Below are 15058 nucleotides of genomic sequence, written 5' to 3' on the forward strand. Positions count from 1 at the left end.
GAATCGAGACTCGCGGGCGGTGTTCGAGCGGAGCGCGGCCTAGGTGAAGAAGATCAAGGTCCCGACGCCAATCCAGGCGAGGCCGATGCTGACCAGCGTTGAGAGGCTGGCAACGCTAGTTGCGATGATCGCTGACACTTGTTCCCGCCAGACGCGAAGAGAGCTTGCCGCGATGCAGAGGGCGAGGACAGCGACAGGCAAGGTTGCGATCAACGCTGCAGCCTGCACGGTCGCGACAGCGCGATCACTGGCCGTGGGCGGCAAGCTCCCACCGTCGTAGTCGAACTGCGATGGCGGAGTCTGACCGGCGGGGCCGAACACCCCTGTCGCGACGAGCACAGCACCCCACAGGACGATCAGTGCAATCGCAACGAGCGCCCGAACATTGACCTGCCGCCACTGTGTCCGCCCCCGAGGCCCCATGCGCCGACCATAGCGCGCCGGCGGCGACGATATTCTCCGACCAGCCCCCAGCCGCCCGGTAGCCGATCGGCCACCGAACGGGGCTGATGCGGTTGATGCGTAAGGGTCACTCTTGCGGCCGATGTGACTCAGGTACGAGGTTGGGAGGCTGTCCGGGTGGAGGCAGAAAGCAAGAACCTGTCGGTAGCGGGCGGGTGGCTGCGGTTGATCGGCTTCGGCGCGGCCGGTGGGGTGACGATCTTCCTGATGGTCCTGGCGTTCCACTTCTGGTGGGTGAACGTCGTGGAACACGACCGAACGTGGGGCCGATGTGGGCTTGTCGCTGGATGGTGCGAGGACGTACCAGTGGCAACCATCAGCCGGTTTTCCCACCTTGACCTCCCCGAGGGCACTGCGGTTCTTGATTCCTCCGCTCAACCGCACGCTGGTGCAAGTTCCGCGAACTCGCTCACTGCCACTGTTCGGCTTCCCGATTCGACGTACGTCCGCCTCCATCCGGACCACACGTATGACGGGGTAACGGCCTCGACCTACAGGGGGAGCCAGGGCCGCCAGATCATCACGGTGAGAGTGAGCTGGACCGGGACGGAGCCACCCGGGTGAGCCGAGTTGGGAGAAGTCCGTTAGCCGATCGGCGACCGGGCAGGCTGCGCTCATCCCGGCGCCTAGGCTCTGTCCGTGGAGCCATCGGAGACACCGGTCCTGCGCGACCGCGTGGCGTTGGCGTGGATCCTGCCGACCCTCGCTCTTGTCCTCCTGGCCGCACAGATGCTCGCGTGCGTCCCTGTCTACGTCCACGCCGCCGCGATTGATGCTGCGTACGACGTCGGCGCTGAGCGTGGCCGGGGTCTCCTCCACGCTCGTCCCGCCGACGTCGCAGCAGCCGGGTTGAGTCTCGGCCTCACGTGGATCGCCACGATCCCTGTGGCGCTGGCAGCGACACTGCTGGCAGCATCGGCCGTCGACCGGCTCCGTGCGGAGGGGAAAGTTCGCGTGTACGCGCAGACGGTGACCCTTGTCGGGATCCTCGGGTGCATCGCCGGCGTCGTTCTCGCCGTACTTGGCGTCCTCGAGCTCCTGCGGGTCTGATGGTTGACATCTCCGTCACGAGCCGCCGTCGTTCGTTCCGAGACTCAGCGTTGCCCGTTTGAGGATCCCTCCCCGGACGGCATCACGAGACGCACTCGCAGCGGAACAGGACCGGTCGTCGGCGCCTGCCTGTAGCGTCCGAACATGGACGAGAGCATGGACGAGCACGGCAGGATCGAGCCGGACGTCGCCGGCGACGAGTGGGCCACGTTGAACGGGTTCCTCGACTACCAGCGGGCGACGTTCGCCTGGAAGATCGCAGGACTCGACGCTGCCCAGCTGGCCCGGCCGCTCCCGCCGTCGACCATGACCCTCGCCGGACTGATGAAGCACCTCGCGTACGTCGAGCACGGCTGGTTCGACGGCTGCCTGCTCGGTGAGTCCCGTCGGGAACCGTGGGCCTCGGTGGACTGGGCCGCCACTCCGGATTGGGACTGGGACTCCGCGATCGGTCAGGATCCGGCCGAGCTGCTCGCCCTCTGGGAGGGCACCGTGATGCACGCTCGGTCCGTTGCGCTCAGGGCCTACGAGACGGGCGGCCTGGGCCAGAAGGCGGTCAGTGTCTGGCGGGATGGTCGCTCACCGAGCCTGCGGTGGATCCTCATGCACATGATCGAGAGGAGTACGCCCGCCACAACGGCCACGCCGATTTCCTCCGTGAGGCCGTCGACGGGCAGGTCGGCGAATAAGCCGCGACCACGAGCGCTCACTTGCCGAATCGCGTCCGGCAGGGGATGGGTCAACGTACTGTCACAGGCATGCAGGTGGCAGACGTGCTTGAAATCGTCGAAGGACTCGAACTGGCAGGCGCACCCGTCTAGGACCGGTGTCTTCATCGGTGCCTTCGGGCTCATCCTCTCCGCCATACCGATGCTCACCCCCGCATTCCTCCGACTCCGAAACGTCTCCGACGAGTGAACCTGGGTCCGTCTCAGTAGCCGATGGGGCTACGGCGCAGTTGCAGCGCTTGGTGCGTCGATCGCGAGCTTGATACCGATCGCACCGAGGATCGTGCCCGTGACCCACTTCTGCCAGCGCATCCAGGTTGGCTTGCGTTGAAGGAAGGCGGCCACTGAGCCCGCCGCCAAGATGATCGCGCCGTTCACTATGACGCCGACGAGAATCTGAATGCCGCCGAGCTGGAATCCCTGCGCGACAACGTTGCCAGCGGCGGGGTTGATGAACTGCGGGATGAGCGCGAGGTACAGGATCGCGACCTTGGGGTTGAGCAGGTTCGTGAGGAGCCCCATGCGGAAGAGCTTGCCGAACGAGTCGCGGGGCAACTCGCTCGTCTCGAACAGTGACTTACCGCCTGGGCGGAGGGTCTTGTACGCGAGCCAGAGCAGGTAAGCAGCACCGGCGACCTTGAGGGCGATGTAGAGCCAGGGGACGACGAGGAAGACGGCGGACAGGCCGAGATTGGCCATCACCATGTAGACGACAAAGCCAACTGCCGTCCCGGACAGCGAACTGATTCCGGCCCGCCACCCCTGGCTGATGCTCCGCGACACGAGGTACATCATGTTGGGTCCTGGGGTGAGCGCTAGGCCCAACTCGATCAGAGCGATGCCCAGCGCGGCAGTGAGTGAGATCAAACGACGTTCCTCTGTGATCGGCGGCGGCTGACGATGCAGCTATCACCGCGTCCAGCAAGCTCAGATTAGACGGAAGGTCAACTCGCCCAGTGTCTCAGTAGCCGATCCTCTACCGGGCGGATGGGTCCTTCTCCTCGGAGGGGTCCTCCCAGTGCACCAGTCACCCCCTCTTGGCGGCTTCCTCGCCGAGAGCCGCCTCACCGGTCGGAGTAAATCGGTGGTTCTGCTGCCAGGAGGGCCTTTTTGAGCCTCGATACACTCGCATCGTTCGGTGCGCAAACAGTACATGTCTCTGAATGTTCAGTTGCGCGAACCGTTCGGTTCGTGAAGGATTCTGGTGTCCGGGCATCGAGGACCGGGCATCGAGCAGCAGAAGGTGGCGAGGAACATGCACAGCACGTACCAGGGAATGCCCCGGACGACGCACGCGGCCGGCGCGCACCGGCACTTTGGCCTGACCGACCCGACGGTCATCGAGACGTACGCGTCCCGCCGGGCGGAGGACCCGTCGCTGCTGAGTGGGAGCACCGGGCCGTCGTACGCCGACTTCTTCGCCGCACCCACCGTCTGACATGGTCGGAACCGCACCCCGTTCCTTGGAGGCTGTGTCGTGCCGTTGACCGTCGTCCGCCGTGAGCACATGCACCTCTACGCGCGGGAGCCGCGATCTCGGGCCGCGAAGAACGCGGTCGAAGCGCTGCTGCGGCTGCAGCACGCGGAGGAGCAGCAGCTCGAGCAGGCCCGGAAGGAATCCGGCCTGACGAAGAACGAGTTCCACGCGGTCCGGTACATGCTCCAGGCGCACCGCGACGGGCGAATCATGGGGCCGAAGGACCTCGCCGTGATGCTCAACGTGTCGAACGCGTCGGTGACGAAGATCGTCGACGGACTCGTGGCGAAGGGGGACTTCGTCCGCGCGCAGCACCCCACGGATCGGCGGGCGCAGGTGCTGGAGCCGACGGTGCAGGCGGCGGAGAAGATCGACGACGCCTACGCCCGGTACCACCGGGTCGTGGTCGAGGTCATCGACCATCTCCCCAAGGAGGACAACGACGTCCTTGCCCGGGCGCTGGAACAGGTCACCCAGGCCCTCAACGCAGCGGATCAGTCTCCCGCGTTCGAGGACGAGTACGTCGTCGAGAACGAGGACACCATCGAGGAAGCGCCAGAGCTCCACATCCTCACCTGAGCCGACCGAGTGCCTCCTCGGGGGACTGCTCGTCGGTTTCGACGATCGGTCAGGGATGGGCTGTTCCCAAGGCAACGGTCCCTGATCCGGTCGGTTCGGGGATCATCTGGAGTCCGCCGTTGCTGTTGACTGATTGCTTCAAGACGTTGAGCCACGCCTCGTTGACTGCCGGGGCCCTGCTGCCTTCGAACTTGAAGCGGAGGCTGACGGTGGGGAAGATCCAGATGGTGCTTCGACCGTCGCCTTTCGACACGGGCTCCTTCCAGGAGAACGCGAAGCTCTCCTGGCGGCGCAGCTTGCTGATGATGACGATCTGGAGATGCGCGAGCGTGCGATCATCCATCTGGATCTCGGCGCTTTGACCGTCGTAGATCAGGTACCCCATGTGGTTCTTCTTTCCGGTAGTGGTACGCGGTTGCAGTGACGCCTCGGAGGCGTCAGCGGGGTCGCCCGGTGGGTGCAGCTTCCAACAGCGGAGCTGTCTGGAGCGAAGCCGGTGGAGTGAACTGGCTCACTCGTCGGCGTCAACCCACTGAGGGCCTTCGTCGAGGTCGGATTCACTGGCGGCAGGACCGGTCAAAGTACGTGCGTCGCCTGCCGGGTTGAGTGATCCCGTCGGCCGGGCGGCGTCTAGGAGCCGGACGGCGTCAGCTGAACTGATGACCCAGGTCATCGTGGCGGTGACCGTCGCGGTCGTGTCATCGCTGAGGTCGTCGGCGATGAAGTTCACCGCGACCTGGCTGATCTGCTCCGCGTGGACGGTGACGTCCTTGATGCCGTCCACGATCGCTCGGTCGTCGTAGGGAAGGTTGGAAAGAGCCATGCGGATCCGATCCGTTGCAGGTGAGGTCGCGAACGGCCGCGACCGAAAGATGGGGTGCGTGGCTGTGCGCGTGGAACAGGCGAAGGGGCGCACCCTCGAGTAGCTGCTCAGGCGCTTCAGGCACGTCCTGAGTTTGAGCGAGACCGGCATCTCAGTGGGGCGATCCCGCTCAGGGATGCAAGTGGCGACCAGAAGGTTCTCACCTGCTTCTGGGAGCCGACACATGTAAATGTGTGGTGTCCGAGAAGGGGCCGTGAGCAGCCAGGCAGCCCGCGTGGAGCGTTCTGATTCTGCTGGCACCGACGCGCCGCCCTCCAGATCAGCTTGCGGACGCAGCACTGGCCAGCGTCGGCTGTTGTCAGCCGGTTTGGTGCTGGTCGTCTTCGTCGTGGTGCAGGTTGACGCGGCGGTCGAGGATCGCTTCGGCAAGGGTGTGGAGCGGTTGACTGTTCGCGAACGCACGTGCATGGATGATGAGGAGCGCGTTCTCGACCGACACGTCGAGTTGCGCTGCCACCATCCCGGTTGCTTGTTGGATGTGTCGCCCGGACGGGTGCGTGACGGACGCGGCGGTAGGGGTGGCACCGGTGTCCATGTCGCGGACGGCGCCGGCGAGGATCCGTTGCGCGGTGAGGCCGGCCAGATGTGTCGCGTTGGTGATCTCTGCCGATGAGAGCGGTTTCGTGTCAGCCAGGTACAGGGTGACAGCGCCGATGTCGAGTGAGCTGGTGAAGAGGGGAAAGGACAACACGCCGGACCAGCCAGCTTGTTGCAACATCACGAGGGCCGTCGGCCAGTCTTCGGCGCTGGCGGTGGCGAAGTCGTACACGGTGACTGGGCTCCGGTCTCGGAGCGCTGACCAACCCGGGCCTTCCCCGAGTGCGACTTGCTGTTCGTCGGCGGTTGCAGCGCTCGGGCCGGATGCGGCGACGAGCGCCGTTCCGAAGATCCCCCCGAAGGTGGAGATCGCCGCTGCCGCAACCGGGAGGGAGCTGACGAACGGGCCGGTGAGGTCACCATCGTCCAGTGAGTGCTGGGTTGCGTCATTGAACCTGAGCATGGGCGCTCCCATCGGGGTGGGGCTGCAGCGCGGGGTCCAGGTACTGAAGCGATTGCGACGAGTGTACGTCTCGAACCTGTCCGCGCCACCCCCCCCGGTGCAGTAGCGGCCCACAGCACCGGCAGCAGCAAGGCCTCTCTGAGCTCCGATCCTGATCGGGCTCATGCTGACCGTGATGCTCATCCAGGTCTGACGACGGCGGTCACTTTGCGCCCGTTGAGCGATCGGCTACCGGACAGTCGTAGGGACGTCCGGTAGCCGATCGAGGGAGTCAGACGTCGTGAGCGAGTGAGGAAGACAGTTCCTCGTGTGCGGCGACCTGCTGCAGGAGCAGGTTGGCTTTGTCGACACCGGTTTGCACGGCGTCAGCGCCCGCGACCCATCGCAGCGGCGGCTCGTCGGAATCGACCAACGACACCAGGCCAGCAGCGAGCTTGGTGGGATCACCGCCCTGCTTGCCGTTCATGCTCTTCCACGCCTCGATGGTCGTCGCGGTGCGCTCGGCGTAGTCGTCGATGGACAGCTCTGGCCAGATGGTGGAAGCTCCTTCGACGAGCAGCTCGGTCCGGAAGAAGCCAGGCTCGACGATCATGGTCGAGACACCGTACGGCGCGAGGTCGTACCGGATGGACTCCATCCACCCTTCGAGGGCGAACTTCGACGCGCAGTACGCCGCGACGAACTCCTGACCGACGAGGCCGGCAGTCGAGCTGATCGTGACGACCTGCCCGCTACGCTGACGACGCATGACGGGTAGGACCGCCCGGGTGACGTTGAGCGGGCCGAAGAAGTTCGTTTCGATCTGCTGCCGCATCTGCTCAGGGCTGATCTCCTCGAAGAACCCTGCGTAGAACAGGCCGGCGTTGTTCACGAGAACGTCGATCCGCCCGAAGCGGGAGACCGCGGCGTCCGCGGCGGCCCGCGCCGCGTCTTCGTCGGTGATGTCGAGCGAAACTGCCAGCAGATCATCCCGCTCGCCGAACACCTCGGTGACCTTCGCGGCGTCACGCGCGGTGGCAACGACGCGGTGGCCGGCGGCGAGGGCAGCTCGGGTCAGGTCGATGCCCATCCCGCGTGCTGCGCCGGTGATGAACCAAACGGTGGAGTCAGTCATGGGTGTGCCTTTCGATCGGGAACACCGCAAGTGAACGACGCCGTCACGGCCGGAAACAGACTCCGTCTACACGGTCACTGACAGGGACCCCCTGCCGGCAATCCGGTGACGTACCGTCGGGGCGTGGACATTCAGGCGGAGATTCGCGATTTCCTCACATCGCGGCGGGCCAGGCTCCTGCCGGAACAGATCGGCCTGCCGGACTTCGGCGGACGCCGCCGAGTTGCTGGGCTGCGCCGTGAGGAAGTGGCCCTCGTCGCCGGGATCAGCACCGAGTACTACACACGCCTTGAACGGGGCAACGCGACCGGCGTCTCTGACAGCGTCCTCGACGGTGTCGCTCGTGCTCTGCTCCTCGACGACGTCGAAGCGGCCCACCTCGTTGACCTTGTTCGAGCCGCCAACGCGCCGACCCACCTTCGGCCGCGGCGCTCTGCGCAGCGATCACAACCGGGCAGCGTGAGTGCGGGCGTGCAGCAGATCGTGGACGGCATGACGGGCATGCCGGTGGTCGTGCAGAACACCACGCTCGACGTGGTCGCGTCGAACCCGCTGGGGCGTGCGTTCTACCTCGACCTGTTCGGTACTCCTGGCCGGCCGGTGAACTTCGGCCGGTACATCTTCCTCGACCCTCGCTCGCGCGACTTCTACCGCGACTGGGACAGCGTCGCTGAGCAGAGCGTCGCGGTGCTGCGCACTGAGGCGGCCCGTGCCCCGGCGGACCGTGCACTCGCTGCCCTCGTCGGGGAGCTGTCACTGGCAAGCGAGGCATTCCGCACCCTCTGGGCCAGTCACACCGTGCGGGAGCACCGTGCGGGTGAGAAGCTCGTGCACCACCCGATCGTCGGAGACCTCGACCTGACGTTCGAGTCACTGGACGTCAGCTCTCGAAGCGGGCTCGCCCTGATTACCTACATCGCAGTTCCGGGATCGCCCTCCGACGACAGCCTGCAACTCCTTGCGCACTGGGCTGCGACGAAGGACGCCGCGAGCGTGAAGGAACCTCGAACGACCGAACCATGAGTCGCCCGCACCCGCTCGACGACCTGGCAGAACCTTGCCGCTGATCGTCGTGCCCATCGAAAGGACCCATCCGTGAAGTACACCCGACTCGGCAACTCCGGACTGAAGGTCAGCAGCATCGCGCTCGGCTGCATGAGCTTCGGCGACCCCGCCAGCGGCCACCTGCAGTGGTCCCTCCCCAAGGACGACGCGCTGCCCTACTTCCGGCAGGCCCTCGACCTCGGCATCACTTTCTGGGACACGGCCAACGTCTACTCCTACGGCGACTCCGAGCGCATCGTGGGTGAAGCGATCCGCCAGTTCACCAACCGCGACGAGATCGTCCTGGCAACCAAGGCGCACTTCTCCGACAAGCCCGGCACCGGGCCTGGCCTGCACGTCGCCGGCCTGTCGCGGAAGGCAATCATGCAGCAGATCGACGCGTCCCTGACCCGTCTCGGCACCGACTACGTCGACCTGTACCAAATCCACCGCTTCGACCCGGAGACCCCGATCGAGGAGACGATGGAAGCCCTCCACGACGTCGTCAAGGCCGGCAAGGCCCGCTACATCGGCGCGTCCGCGATGTGGACGTGGCAGTTCGCCAACATGCAGCACGCCGCGGACCTGCACGGATGGACCCGGTTCGTGTCCATGCAGGACCAGTACTCCCTGCTGTACCGCGAGGAAGAGCGTGAGATGTTCGGCCTGCTCGCCGACCAGGGCGTCGGCAGCATCCCCTACAGCCCCCTCGCCAAGGGCCGCGTCGCCCGCCCCGCCGGTGAGCAAACCAAGCGCTCCTCCGACGACCCGGTCGGTAACAGCTTCTTCGCCGACACGGAACGCGACCGTCCCGTCATCGACGCGGTGCAGCGGATCGCCGAGGCCCGGAACGTGCCGATGGCGCAGATCGCGATGGCGTGGGTCCTCAACAACCCGGTCGTGAGCGCACCCATCATCGGCGCGACCAAGCCGCACCACCTCGACGACGCTGCCGCCGCCGTTGATATCGACCTGACGGCAGACGAGGTCACTGCACTCGAGGAGCACTACCAGGTGCGCCCCGCTGGCGGCTTCTGAGTAGCTGCTACCGCCAGCATTACGAAGCGGCCCTACTGTGCGAACGCGCGGTAGGGCCGCTTCGTCTCTGTGTTCCCACGCGTCTCGATTGACCTTCGACTACCCGTGTCGGCCCCAGCGCTCCGTGGCGGCCTGGGACGAGCCGCACCGCCGACCGGCGACGGGCGACCGGCGACAAGTTGTACCCGAAGGAGACAAGTTGTGTGCGCGGCGACACTCCCCTACTGCGGCATGTCCACGAACCGCGAGAACATCCCGTGGAACGCCACCGTGATGGTGTCGGTCGGCCCGTTGCGGTGCTTGGCCACGATCAGGTCCGCCTCCCCCTGACGCGGGTTGTCCTTCTCGTACGCCGACTCGCGGTGCAGCAGGATGACCATGTCGGCGTCCTGCTCGATCGACCCTGACTCACGCAGGTCGGAGATCATGGGCTTCTTGTCGGCACGCTGCTCGGGGCCACGGTTCAGCTGCGACAGGGCGATGACGGGCACCTGCAGCTCCTTCGCCATGAGCTTGAGCGCACGCGAGAACTCGGAGACCTCCTGCTGGCGGCTCTCGACCTTCTTGCCCGAGGTCATCAGCTGCAGGTAGTCGATGACGACGAGCTTCAGGTTGTGCTGCTGCTTGAGTCGACGGCACTTGGCACGGATCTCGACGAGGGTCATGTTGGGGGAGTCGTCGATGAAGAACGGGGCGTCGTTGATGCGGCCGCGGGTCTGCGCGATGGTGGTCCAGTCGCGGCTGTCGACGGTGCCCTTGCGCATGTTCTGCAGCGGCACGCTGGACTCGGCGGACAGCAGGCGCATCGCGATCTCGGCGCGACCCATCTCGAGCGAGAAGAACGCGGCGGTCTGGTTGTGCTTGAGCGCTGCGGAGCGGCACAGGTCGAGCGCCAGGGTCGACTTGCCGAGTGCGGGTCGTGCCGCGACGATGATCAGCTGTCCGGGGTGGAAGCCGTTGGTCAGGGCGTCCATCTGGGCGAACCCGGTGGGGACGCCGGTCATCTGTCCGTCGCGGCCCTTGGCGGCTTCGATCTCGTCGATGGCGGTGCCGATGGCTTCGGTGAGGGGCACGTAGTCCTCGGTCTGCACCCCGCCGGCGACGTTGTAGACCTCTGCCTGGGCACTGTTGACGAGGTCGGTGACCTCACCTTCGCTGGCGTAGCCCATCTGGACGATGCGGGTGCCGGCTTCGACGAGGCGGCGGAGGACCGCCTTCTCGGCGACGATGGCGGCGTAGTAGCCGGCGTTCGCCGCCGTGGGCACCATGCTCGTCAGGCTGTGCAGGTACTCCGCGCCGCCACCGCGGGACAGGAGGCCCGTCTTCGTCAGCTCGTCGGTGACGGCGATGACGTCGGTCGGCTCCCCGTGGGAGTACAGCGACAGGATCGCGTCGAAGATGACCTCGTGCTTGGGGATGTAGAAGTCGACGCCGCGGGCGGTCTCGATGACGTCGGCGACGGCGTCCTTCGACAGCATCATTCCGCCGATGGTCGACTGCTCTGCGAGCATGTCGTGCGGGGGAGTCCGGTCGGCGTTCCGCTCGGCGTACTCCCGGGGGGCCGGCTCCAGATGCGCGATCGACACACGTGCTCCTCAGTGTTTGGCGGTGCTGGCGGACGGCTCTGTGAACCGTTCCCCACCGAGCAGTTCTACCCCGGGCGACCGACATCCCCGAGTCGCTGGCTCAAGCTACGGGTACGGAGTTATCCCCAGCAAACAGCCCTGTGGACAACTCTGTGGAGAGATCGTGGAACACGCCGGACTCCTGTGTGGAGGGTTGTGCACTCAGCTGTGGACAACGCGGCCGGGGAACACACTTTCGACCGTTGATCAGGGCTTTCGTGTTCCACACCATGTGTGGAGAACTCGGCTTCAAGCGTGAGTCGAAGGTTGCCGTTGGAGCCCGTCACTGTGCAGAACCGACTTGACAAACGGCACCCGCGTCCCGTCTCACTCGGCTGGCTCCCAGGTGGCAGAGCCGAGCCGGACGTAACCGGCCAGCGGTGTTTCGGGTGCCGGACCTGCTCAACCGGCGCGCACCTCCAGGACGTTCCCGGCAGCCGCCGACACGCCCAGCACCACGAGGTACACGTCCGCCGAGCAGTCACCGTCGACCGGCCGTTCGGGGCGGAGACACCACGTGCACCCGGGCATGCGAGAAGGGCGGGCCTCCACTGGGGGAGACCCGCCCTTCCGGCGGTGCTGGTGCTGCCGGAGCAGCGACCGGGACTACTTCGCGGCGACGACCTTCAGCGAGATGGTCGCGACGATGTCCTCGCGCAGACGCACGGTGGCCTCGTGGTCACCGACGGTCTTGATGGTCGCGGGGACCTCGACCTTGCGCTTGTCGAGCGAGCCGACGCCCTGCGCCTGGACGGCGTCAGCGACGTCACCCGGGCGGACGGAGCCGAAGAGACGACCGTCCTTGCCGGCCTTGACAGACAGCTGGATGGTGGCGTTCTCGAGCTTCATCTTGAGGTCCTGTGCCTCTTCGATGGTGGCGAGCTCGCGTGCGGTACGAGCTGCACGGATCGACTCGACCTGCTTCTCGCCGCCCTTCGACCACGACACGGCGAAGCCCTGCGGGATCAGGTAGTTGCGGGCGTAGCCGTTCTTGACGTCGACGACGTCACCGGCGGAACCGAGGCCAGAGACCTCGTGGGTGAGGATGAGCTTCGACATTCGTCGACCTCCGATCAGCGGCCGGAGCCGGCGTAGGGGAGGAGCGCCATCTCACGGGCGTTCTTCACGGCACGGGCGATGAGGCGCTGCTCCTGGACGGAGACGCCGGTGATGCGACGGGCGCGGATCTTTCCACGCTCCGAGATGAACTTGCGAAGGGTCGCAACGTCCTTGTAGTCGATGACGCCGACCTTGATCGACTTCGCGGGAGCGGCGTTCTTGCCGCCCTTACCGCGAGGCTTCCGGCGATCGCCGGTGCTCTTTCCAGCCATTGTGTGTCCTTAGAGAAGAAGAAGTTGTGTCGTCAGACCGCTGAGGATCAGAACGGGGTCTCGTCGTCGTAGGTGCCGCCGGGGGTGGACCACACGTCGTTCGACGATGCGTTCCCGCCACCCTGCTGACCACCCTGCGGCGACCACGGGGCGTCGGACTGACCGCCACCGTTGCCACCGGACGCGCCACCGTTGTAGCCGCCGTTGCCGCCGGAGGAGTTGCCTCCACCGACCTGGCCACGGCCACCACCGGCGCCACCACCACTGCCACCCGGTGCACGGGTGATCTGGGCGGTCGCGTACCGGAGCGAGGGGCCGATCTCGTCGACCTCGAGCTCGATGCTCGTCCGCTGCTGTCCCTCACGGTCCTGGTAGGAACGCTGACGGAGACGACCCTGCGCGATGACGCGCGAGCCCTTCGTCAGCGACCCCGCCACGTGCTCGGCGAACTCGCGCCACACACTCGCACGGAGGAACAGCGCATCGCCGTCCTTCCACTCGTTCGCCTGACGGTCGAACGTGCGAGGAGTCGACGCGATGGTGAAGTTCGCCACGGCGAGCCCGTTCTGCGTGTAGCGCAGCTCCGGGTCCGCGGTGAGGTTGCCCACCACCGTGATGACGGTTTCGCCGGCCACGGGCTACTCGGCGCTCGCGGTCGTGGCGGCCGAGGCCGACGCGTTGGCGGCCTTGCGGGCGGCACGGGCTTCGTCGCGCTGCTTCTGCGCGGCGACCTGGGCCATGCCCTCTTCGGCGCGGAGGACCTTGGTGCGCAGGACGGCCTCGGAGAGACCGAGCTGGCGGTCCAGCTCCTTGGCGGAGTCGGCGGACGACGTGAAGTTCACGACGGCGTAGATGCCCTCGTTCTTCTTCGCGATCTCGTAAGCGAGCCGGCGACGGCCCCAGACGTCCACGTTGTCGACGGTGCCACCGTCGTTGCGGATGACCGCGAGGAACTTGTCCAGGCTGGGAGCGACGGTGCGCTCATCGATCTCGGGGTCGAGGATCGCCATCAGTTCGTACTGGTGCATGCGGAACCCACCTCCTCTGGTCTCAGCGGCCCCGGGCAGTTCCCGGGGCAGGAGGGTTGATGCATGTGCCTCGGCACGCTGAATGCGCGCGAGACAACCTGCCCATCGTAGCGGACGGCCTGGAGGCGCGCCACCGGCTGTGCAGAGCGACCGGCGTCGGTCAGGCGGACGCGTCGCGCGACGCCCACCACGTGCGGAGGCGCGCCTCGGCGTCCTCGGGCCCGAGCGGCCCCTCGTCCATCCGCGCCTCGAGCAGGAACCGGTACGCCTCGCCCACCGCGCGCCCCGGCGGGATGTCGAGGATCCGCATGATGTCGTCCCCGGAGAGGTCGGGACGCATGGAGTCGAGTTCCTCCTGCTCTGCGAGGACGGCGATCCGGGCCTCCAGGTCGTCGTACGCGAACCCGAGCCGGTCCGCCTTCCGACGGTTCCGGGTGGTGACGTCCGAGCGGGTGAGCTCGTGCAGCCGCTCGAGCTGGTCGCCGGCGTCCCGGACGTAGCGGCGGACGGCCGCGTCGGTCCAGGCGCCCTCGGTGTAGCCGAAGAACCGCAGGTGCAGTTCGATCAGGCGGGACACCGAGGCGATCGTGTCGTTGTCGAAGCGCAGGGCGCGGAGCCGTTTCTTCGCGAGCTTCGAGCCGACCAGGTCGTGGTGGTGGAAGCTCACGGCGCCGCCCGGCTCGAGCTTCCGGGTCGCCGGCTTGCCGATGTCGTGCAGCAGTGCGGCCAGACGCAGGACCGTGTCGGGGGCGTCGCCCGGGTGGCGTTCGGCCTCGTACCCGATGGCCTGCGTCAGGACGGTGAGCGAGTGCTCGTAGACGTCCTTGTGGTGGTGGTGCTCGTCGATCTCGAGCTTCATCGCGGGGAGCTCGGGCAGGATCCGCTCGGCGATGCCGGAGTCGACCAGCAGCCGGATGCCCTCGACCGGGTCCGCCGTGTCCAGGAGTTTCACGAGCTCGTCCCGAACGCGCTCGGCGGAGATGTTCTCGATCGAGTCGGCGAGGTCGGACATGGCGTCACGGACGTCGTCGGAGACGGTGAACCCGAGCTGGGCCGTGAACCGTGCCGCGCGCATCATCCGGAGCGGGTCGTCGCGGAAGGACACCCGAGCCGCCTGCGGCGTCGCCAGGCGCTGCGTGAGCAGGTCCTCGACGCCGCCATGGACGTCGACGAGTTCGCGCTGGGGGAGTCGGAGTGCCATCGCGTTGACGGTGAAGTCGCGGCGGAGCAGGTCGGCCTCGATGGTGTCACCGAAGGTGACCTCGGGCTTGCGGGTCTCGCCGTCGTAGACGTCACTGCGGTAAGTGGTGATCTCGACCTGCTCGCCGCGGACCATCGCGGCGATGGTGCCGAACTGGCGGCCGACGTCCCAGGTCGAGCTGGCGAGGGGCTCGACGATCGCCAGGACGGCGTCGGGTCGGGCGTCCGTCGTGAAGTCGAGGTCGGTCACCGGACGGCCGAGGAAGGCGTCCCGGACGGGCCCGCCGACGAGCGCGAGCTCGTGACCGGCGGCGGCGAACGCCCGTGCGAGGACGTCGACGGTGTCGGTGGCGGCGAGTGCGTCGAGTCGCTCGACGGCCTGGGCTACGGACTGCATGACGCCGTCGATCATCCCAGATAGTGGGCGGGAGCACCTGCGCGCTCGCCTGCTGTCATGGTCGCGCCTCATACACTCGTCGTGGCCCGCTGAAGACCAGGA

19 protein-coding genes and 1 pseudogene are annotated in these 15058 nt (G+C 66.7%); 7 read left to right on the forward strand and 13 right to left on the reverse strand.

Annotation, left to right across the window (positions count from 1 at the left end; genetic code table 11):
• Positions 1 to 39: 39 nt before the first annotated feature.
• Complete coding sequence (locus tag DEI89_RS17575; protein ID WP_110902877.1) at positions 40 to 423, reverse strand: hypothetical protein; 384 nt, start codon at positions 421 to 423, stop codon at positions 40 to 42.
• A gap of 678 nt (positions 424 to 1101) precedes the next feature.
• Between DEI89_RS17575 and DEI89_RS04635 the strand changes: the two genes are divergently transcribed.
• From DEI89_RS04635 to DEI89_RS18220, 3 genes and pseudogenes are all read left to right on the forward strand, one after another.
• On the forward strand, positions 1102 to 1512 hold the full coding sequence (locus tag DEI89_RS04635) for a hypothetical protein (RefSeq protein WP_146236679.1): 411 nt from the start codon (positions 1102 to 1104) through the stop codon (positions 1510 to 1512).
• Between the two features lie 156 nt (positions 1513 to 1668).
• Positions 1669 to 2064, forward strand: a pseudogene (locus tag DEI89_RS04640) (DUF664 domain-containing protein); the annotation flags it as partial.
• Positions 2065 to 2105: 41 nt separating this feature from the next.
• Positions 2106 to 2201 carry a DUF664 domain-containing protein gene (locus DEI89_RS18220; protein ID WP_309146507.1) on the forward strand — a complete coding sequence of 32 codons (96 nt, stop codon included), beginning with the start codon at positions 2106 to 2108 and terminating at the stop codon, positions 2199 to 2201.
• Positions 2202 to 2459: 258 nt separating this feature from the next.
• Here the strand turns inward: DEI89_RS18220 and DEI89_RS04645 are convergent, their stop codons facing one another.
• A complete protein-coding gene (locus DEI89_RS04645; protein WP_110902880.1) occupies positions 2460 to 3107 on the reverse strand; it encodes a LysE family translocator in 648 nt (215 codons plus the stop codon).
• 337 nt (positions 3108 to 3444) lie between these two features.
• Here DEI89_RS04645 and DEI89_RS04650 point away from each other — a divergent pair, with 337 nt between their 5' ends.
• A complete protein-coding gene (locus DEI89_RS04650; protein ID WP_110902881.1) occupies positions 3445 to 3678 on the forward strand; it encodes a hypothetical protein in 234 nt (77 codons plus the stop codon).
• Between the two features lie 39 nt (positions 3679 to 3717).
• Positions 3718 to 4296 (forward strand): MarR family winged helix-turn-helix transcriptional regulator, encoded by a 579-nt coding sequence (locus DEI89_RS04655; RefSeq protein ID WP_110902882.1) that lies wholly within the window; start codon positions 3718 to 3720, stop codon positions 4294 to 4296.
• Positions 4297 to 4345: 49 nt separating this feature from the next.
• Here DEI89_RS04655 and DEI89_RS04660 read toward each other — a convergent pair whose 3' ends face one another.
• The 5 genes from DEI89_RS04660 to DEI89_RS18300 all read right to left on the reverse strand — a co-directional run bounded on the left by DEI89_RS04660 (position 4346) and on the right by DEI89_RS18300 (position 7671).
• Positions 4346 to 4681 (reverse strand): ATP-dependent DNA ligase, encoded by a 336-nt coding sequence (locus DEI89_RS04660; protein ID WP_110902883.1) that lies wholly within the window; start codon positions 4679 to 4681, stop codon positions 4346 to 4348.
• 126 nt (positions 4682 to 4807) lie between these two features.
• Complete coding sequence (locus DEI89_RS04665; RefSeq protein WP_110902884.1) at positions 4808 to 5119, reverse strand: hypothetical protein; 312 nt, start codon at positions 5117 to 5119, stop codon at positions 4808 to 4810.
• A gap of 358 nt (positions 5120 to 5477) precedes the next feature.
• Entirely contained in the window at positions 5478 to 6362 is an 885-nt protein-coding gene (locus DEI89_RS04670) for a GAF and ANTAR domain-containing protein (protein WP_309146506.1), read from the reverse strand.
• An 88-nt stretch (positions 6363 to 6450) separates the two neighbouring features.
• Positions 6451 to 7293, reverse strand: a complete 843-nt coding sequence (locus DEI89_RS04675) for an SDR family oxidoreductase (RefSeq protein WP_110902886.1) — start codon at positions 7291 to 7293, stop codon at positions 6451 to 6453.
• A gap of 66 nt (positions 7294 to 7359) precedes the next feature.
• On the reverse strand, positions 7360 to 7671 hold the full coding sequence (locus tag DEI89_RS18300) for a hypothetical protein (protein ID WP_375537767.1): 312 nt from the start codon (positions 7669 to 7671) through the stop codon (positions 7360 to 7362).
• Between DEI89_RS18300 and DEI89_RS18230 the strand changes: the two genes are divergently transcribed.
• Entirely contained in the window at positions 7558 to 8316 is a 759-nt protein-coding gene (locus DEI89_RS18230) for a transcriptional regulator (RefSeq protein WP_375537766.1), read from the forward strand. The genes DEI89_RS18300 and DEI89_RS18230 overlap by 114 nt on opposite strands.
• Before the next feature lie 72 nt (positions 8317 to 8388).
• Positions 8389 to 9375, forward strand: a complete 987-nt coding sequence (locus tag DEI89_RS04685) for an aldo/keto reductase (protein ID WP_110902888.1) — start codon at positions 8389 to 8391, stop codon at positions 9373 to 9375.
• A 221-nt stretch (positions 9376 to 9596) separates the two neighbouring features.
• Here DEI89_RS04685 and dnaB read toward each other — a convergent pair whose 3' ends face one another.
• From dnaB to DEI89_RS04715, 6 genes are all read right to left on the reverse strand, one after another.
• Positions 9597 to 10961, reverse strand: coding sequence for a replicative DNA helicase (gene dnaB / locus DEI89_RS04690; RefSeq protein WP_110902889.1), 1365 nt, complete (start codon positions 10959 to 10961; stop codon positions 9597 to 9599).
• A gap of 645 nt (positions 10962 to 11606) precedes the next feature.
• On the reverse strand, positions 11607 to 12059 hold the full coding sequence (gene rplI, locus DEI89_RS04695; RefSeq protein ID WP_110902890.1) for a 50S ribosomal protein L9: 453 nt from the start codon (positions 12057 to 12059) through the stop codon (positions 11607 to 11609).
• Positions 12060 to 12073: 14 nt separating this feature from the next.
• On the reverse strand, positions 12074 to 12331 hold the full coding sequence (rpsR, locus tag DEI89_RS04700) for a 30S ribosomal protein S18 (RefSeq protein WP_017887834.1): 258 nt from the start codon (positions 12329 to 12331) through the stop codon (positions 12074 to 12076).
• A 47-nt stretch (positions 12332 to 12378) separates the two neighbouring features.
• Positions 12379 to 12966 (reverse strand): single-stranded DNA-binding protein, encoded by a 588-nt coding sequence (locus DEI89_RS04705; protein WP_110902891.1) that lies wholly within the window; start codon positions 12964 to 12966, stop codon positions 12379 to 12381.
• Between the two features lie 3 nt (positions 12967 to 12969).
• The gene (gene rpsF, locus DEI89_RS04710) at positions 12970 to 13359 is read right to left on the reverse strand and encodes a 30S ribosomal protein S6 (protein ID WP_110902892.1); all 390 of its coding nucleotides are present in this window, start codon (positions 13357 to 13359) and stop codon (positions 12970 to 12972) included.
• Positions 13360 to 13519: 160 nt separating this feature from the next.
• The gene (locus tag DEI89_RS04715; protein WP_110903003.1) at positions 13520 to 14956 is read right to left on the reverse strand and encodes a CCA tRNA nucleotidyltransferase; all 1437 of its coding nucleotides are present in this window, start codon (positions 14954 to 14956) and stop codon (positions 13520 to 13522) included.
• Positions 14957 to 15058 lie beyond the last annotated feature (102 nt).

This window comes from Curtobacterium sp. MCBD17_030 (assembly GCF_003224255.1).
GTDB lineage: Bacteria > Actinomycetota > Actinomycetes > Actinomycetales > Microbacteriaceae > Curtobacterium.

What these genes read in the sequence shown, in the direction of transcription:
- rpsF (WP_110902892.1), bottom strand. Translation starts at nt 13,359, where the DNA reads ATGCACCAGTACGAACTGATGGCGATCCTCGACCCCGAGATCGATGAG.
- rplI (WP_110902890.1), bottom strand. Translation starts at nt 12,059, where the DNA reads ATGTCGAAGCTCATCCTCACCCACGAGGTCTCTGGCCTCGGTTCCGCC.
- DEI89_RS04675 (WP_110902886.1), bottom strand. Translation starts at nt 7,293, where the DNA reads ATGACTGACTCCACCGTTTGGTTCATCACCGGCGCAGCACGCGGGATG.
- DEI89_RS17575 (WP_110902877.1), bottom strand. Translation starts at nt 423, where the DNA reads ATGGGGCCTCGGGGGCGGACACAGTGGCGGCAGGTCAATGTTCGGGCG.
- DEI89_RS04715 (WP_110903003.1), bottom strand. Translation starts at nt 14,956, where the DNA reads ATGCAGTCCGTAGCCCAGGCCGTCGAGCGACTCGACGCACTCGCCGCC.
- DEI89_RS04670 (WP_309146506.1), bottom strand. Translation starts at nt 6,362, where the DNA reads ATGAGCATCACGGTCAGCATGAGCCCGATCAGGATCGGAGCTCAGAGA.
- DEI89_RS04660 (WP_110902883.1), bottom strand. Translation starts at nt 4,681, where the DNA reads ATGGGGTACCTGATCTACGACGGTCAAAGCGCCGAGATCCAGATGGAT.
- rpsR (WP_017887834.1), bottom strand. Translation starts at nt 12,331, where the DNA reads ATGGCTGGAAAGAGCACCGGCGATCGCCGGAAGCCTCGCGGTAAGGGC.
- DEI89_RS04665 (WP_110902884.1), bottom strand. Translation starts at nt 5,119, where the DNA reads ATGGCTCTTTCCAACCTTCCCTACGACGACCGAGCGATCGTGGACGGC.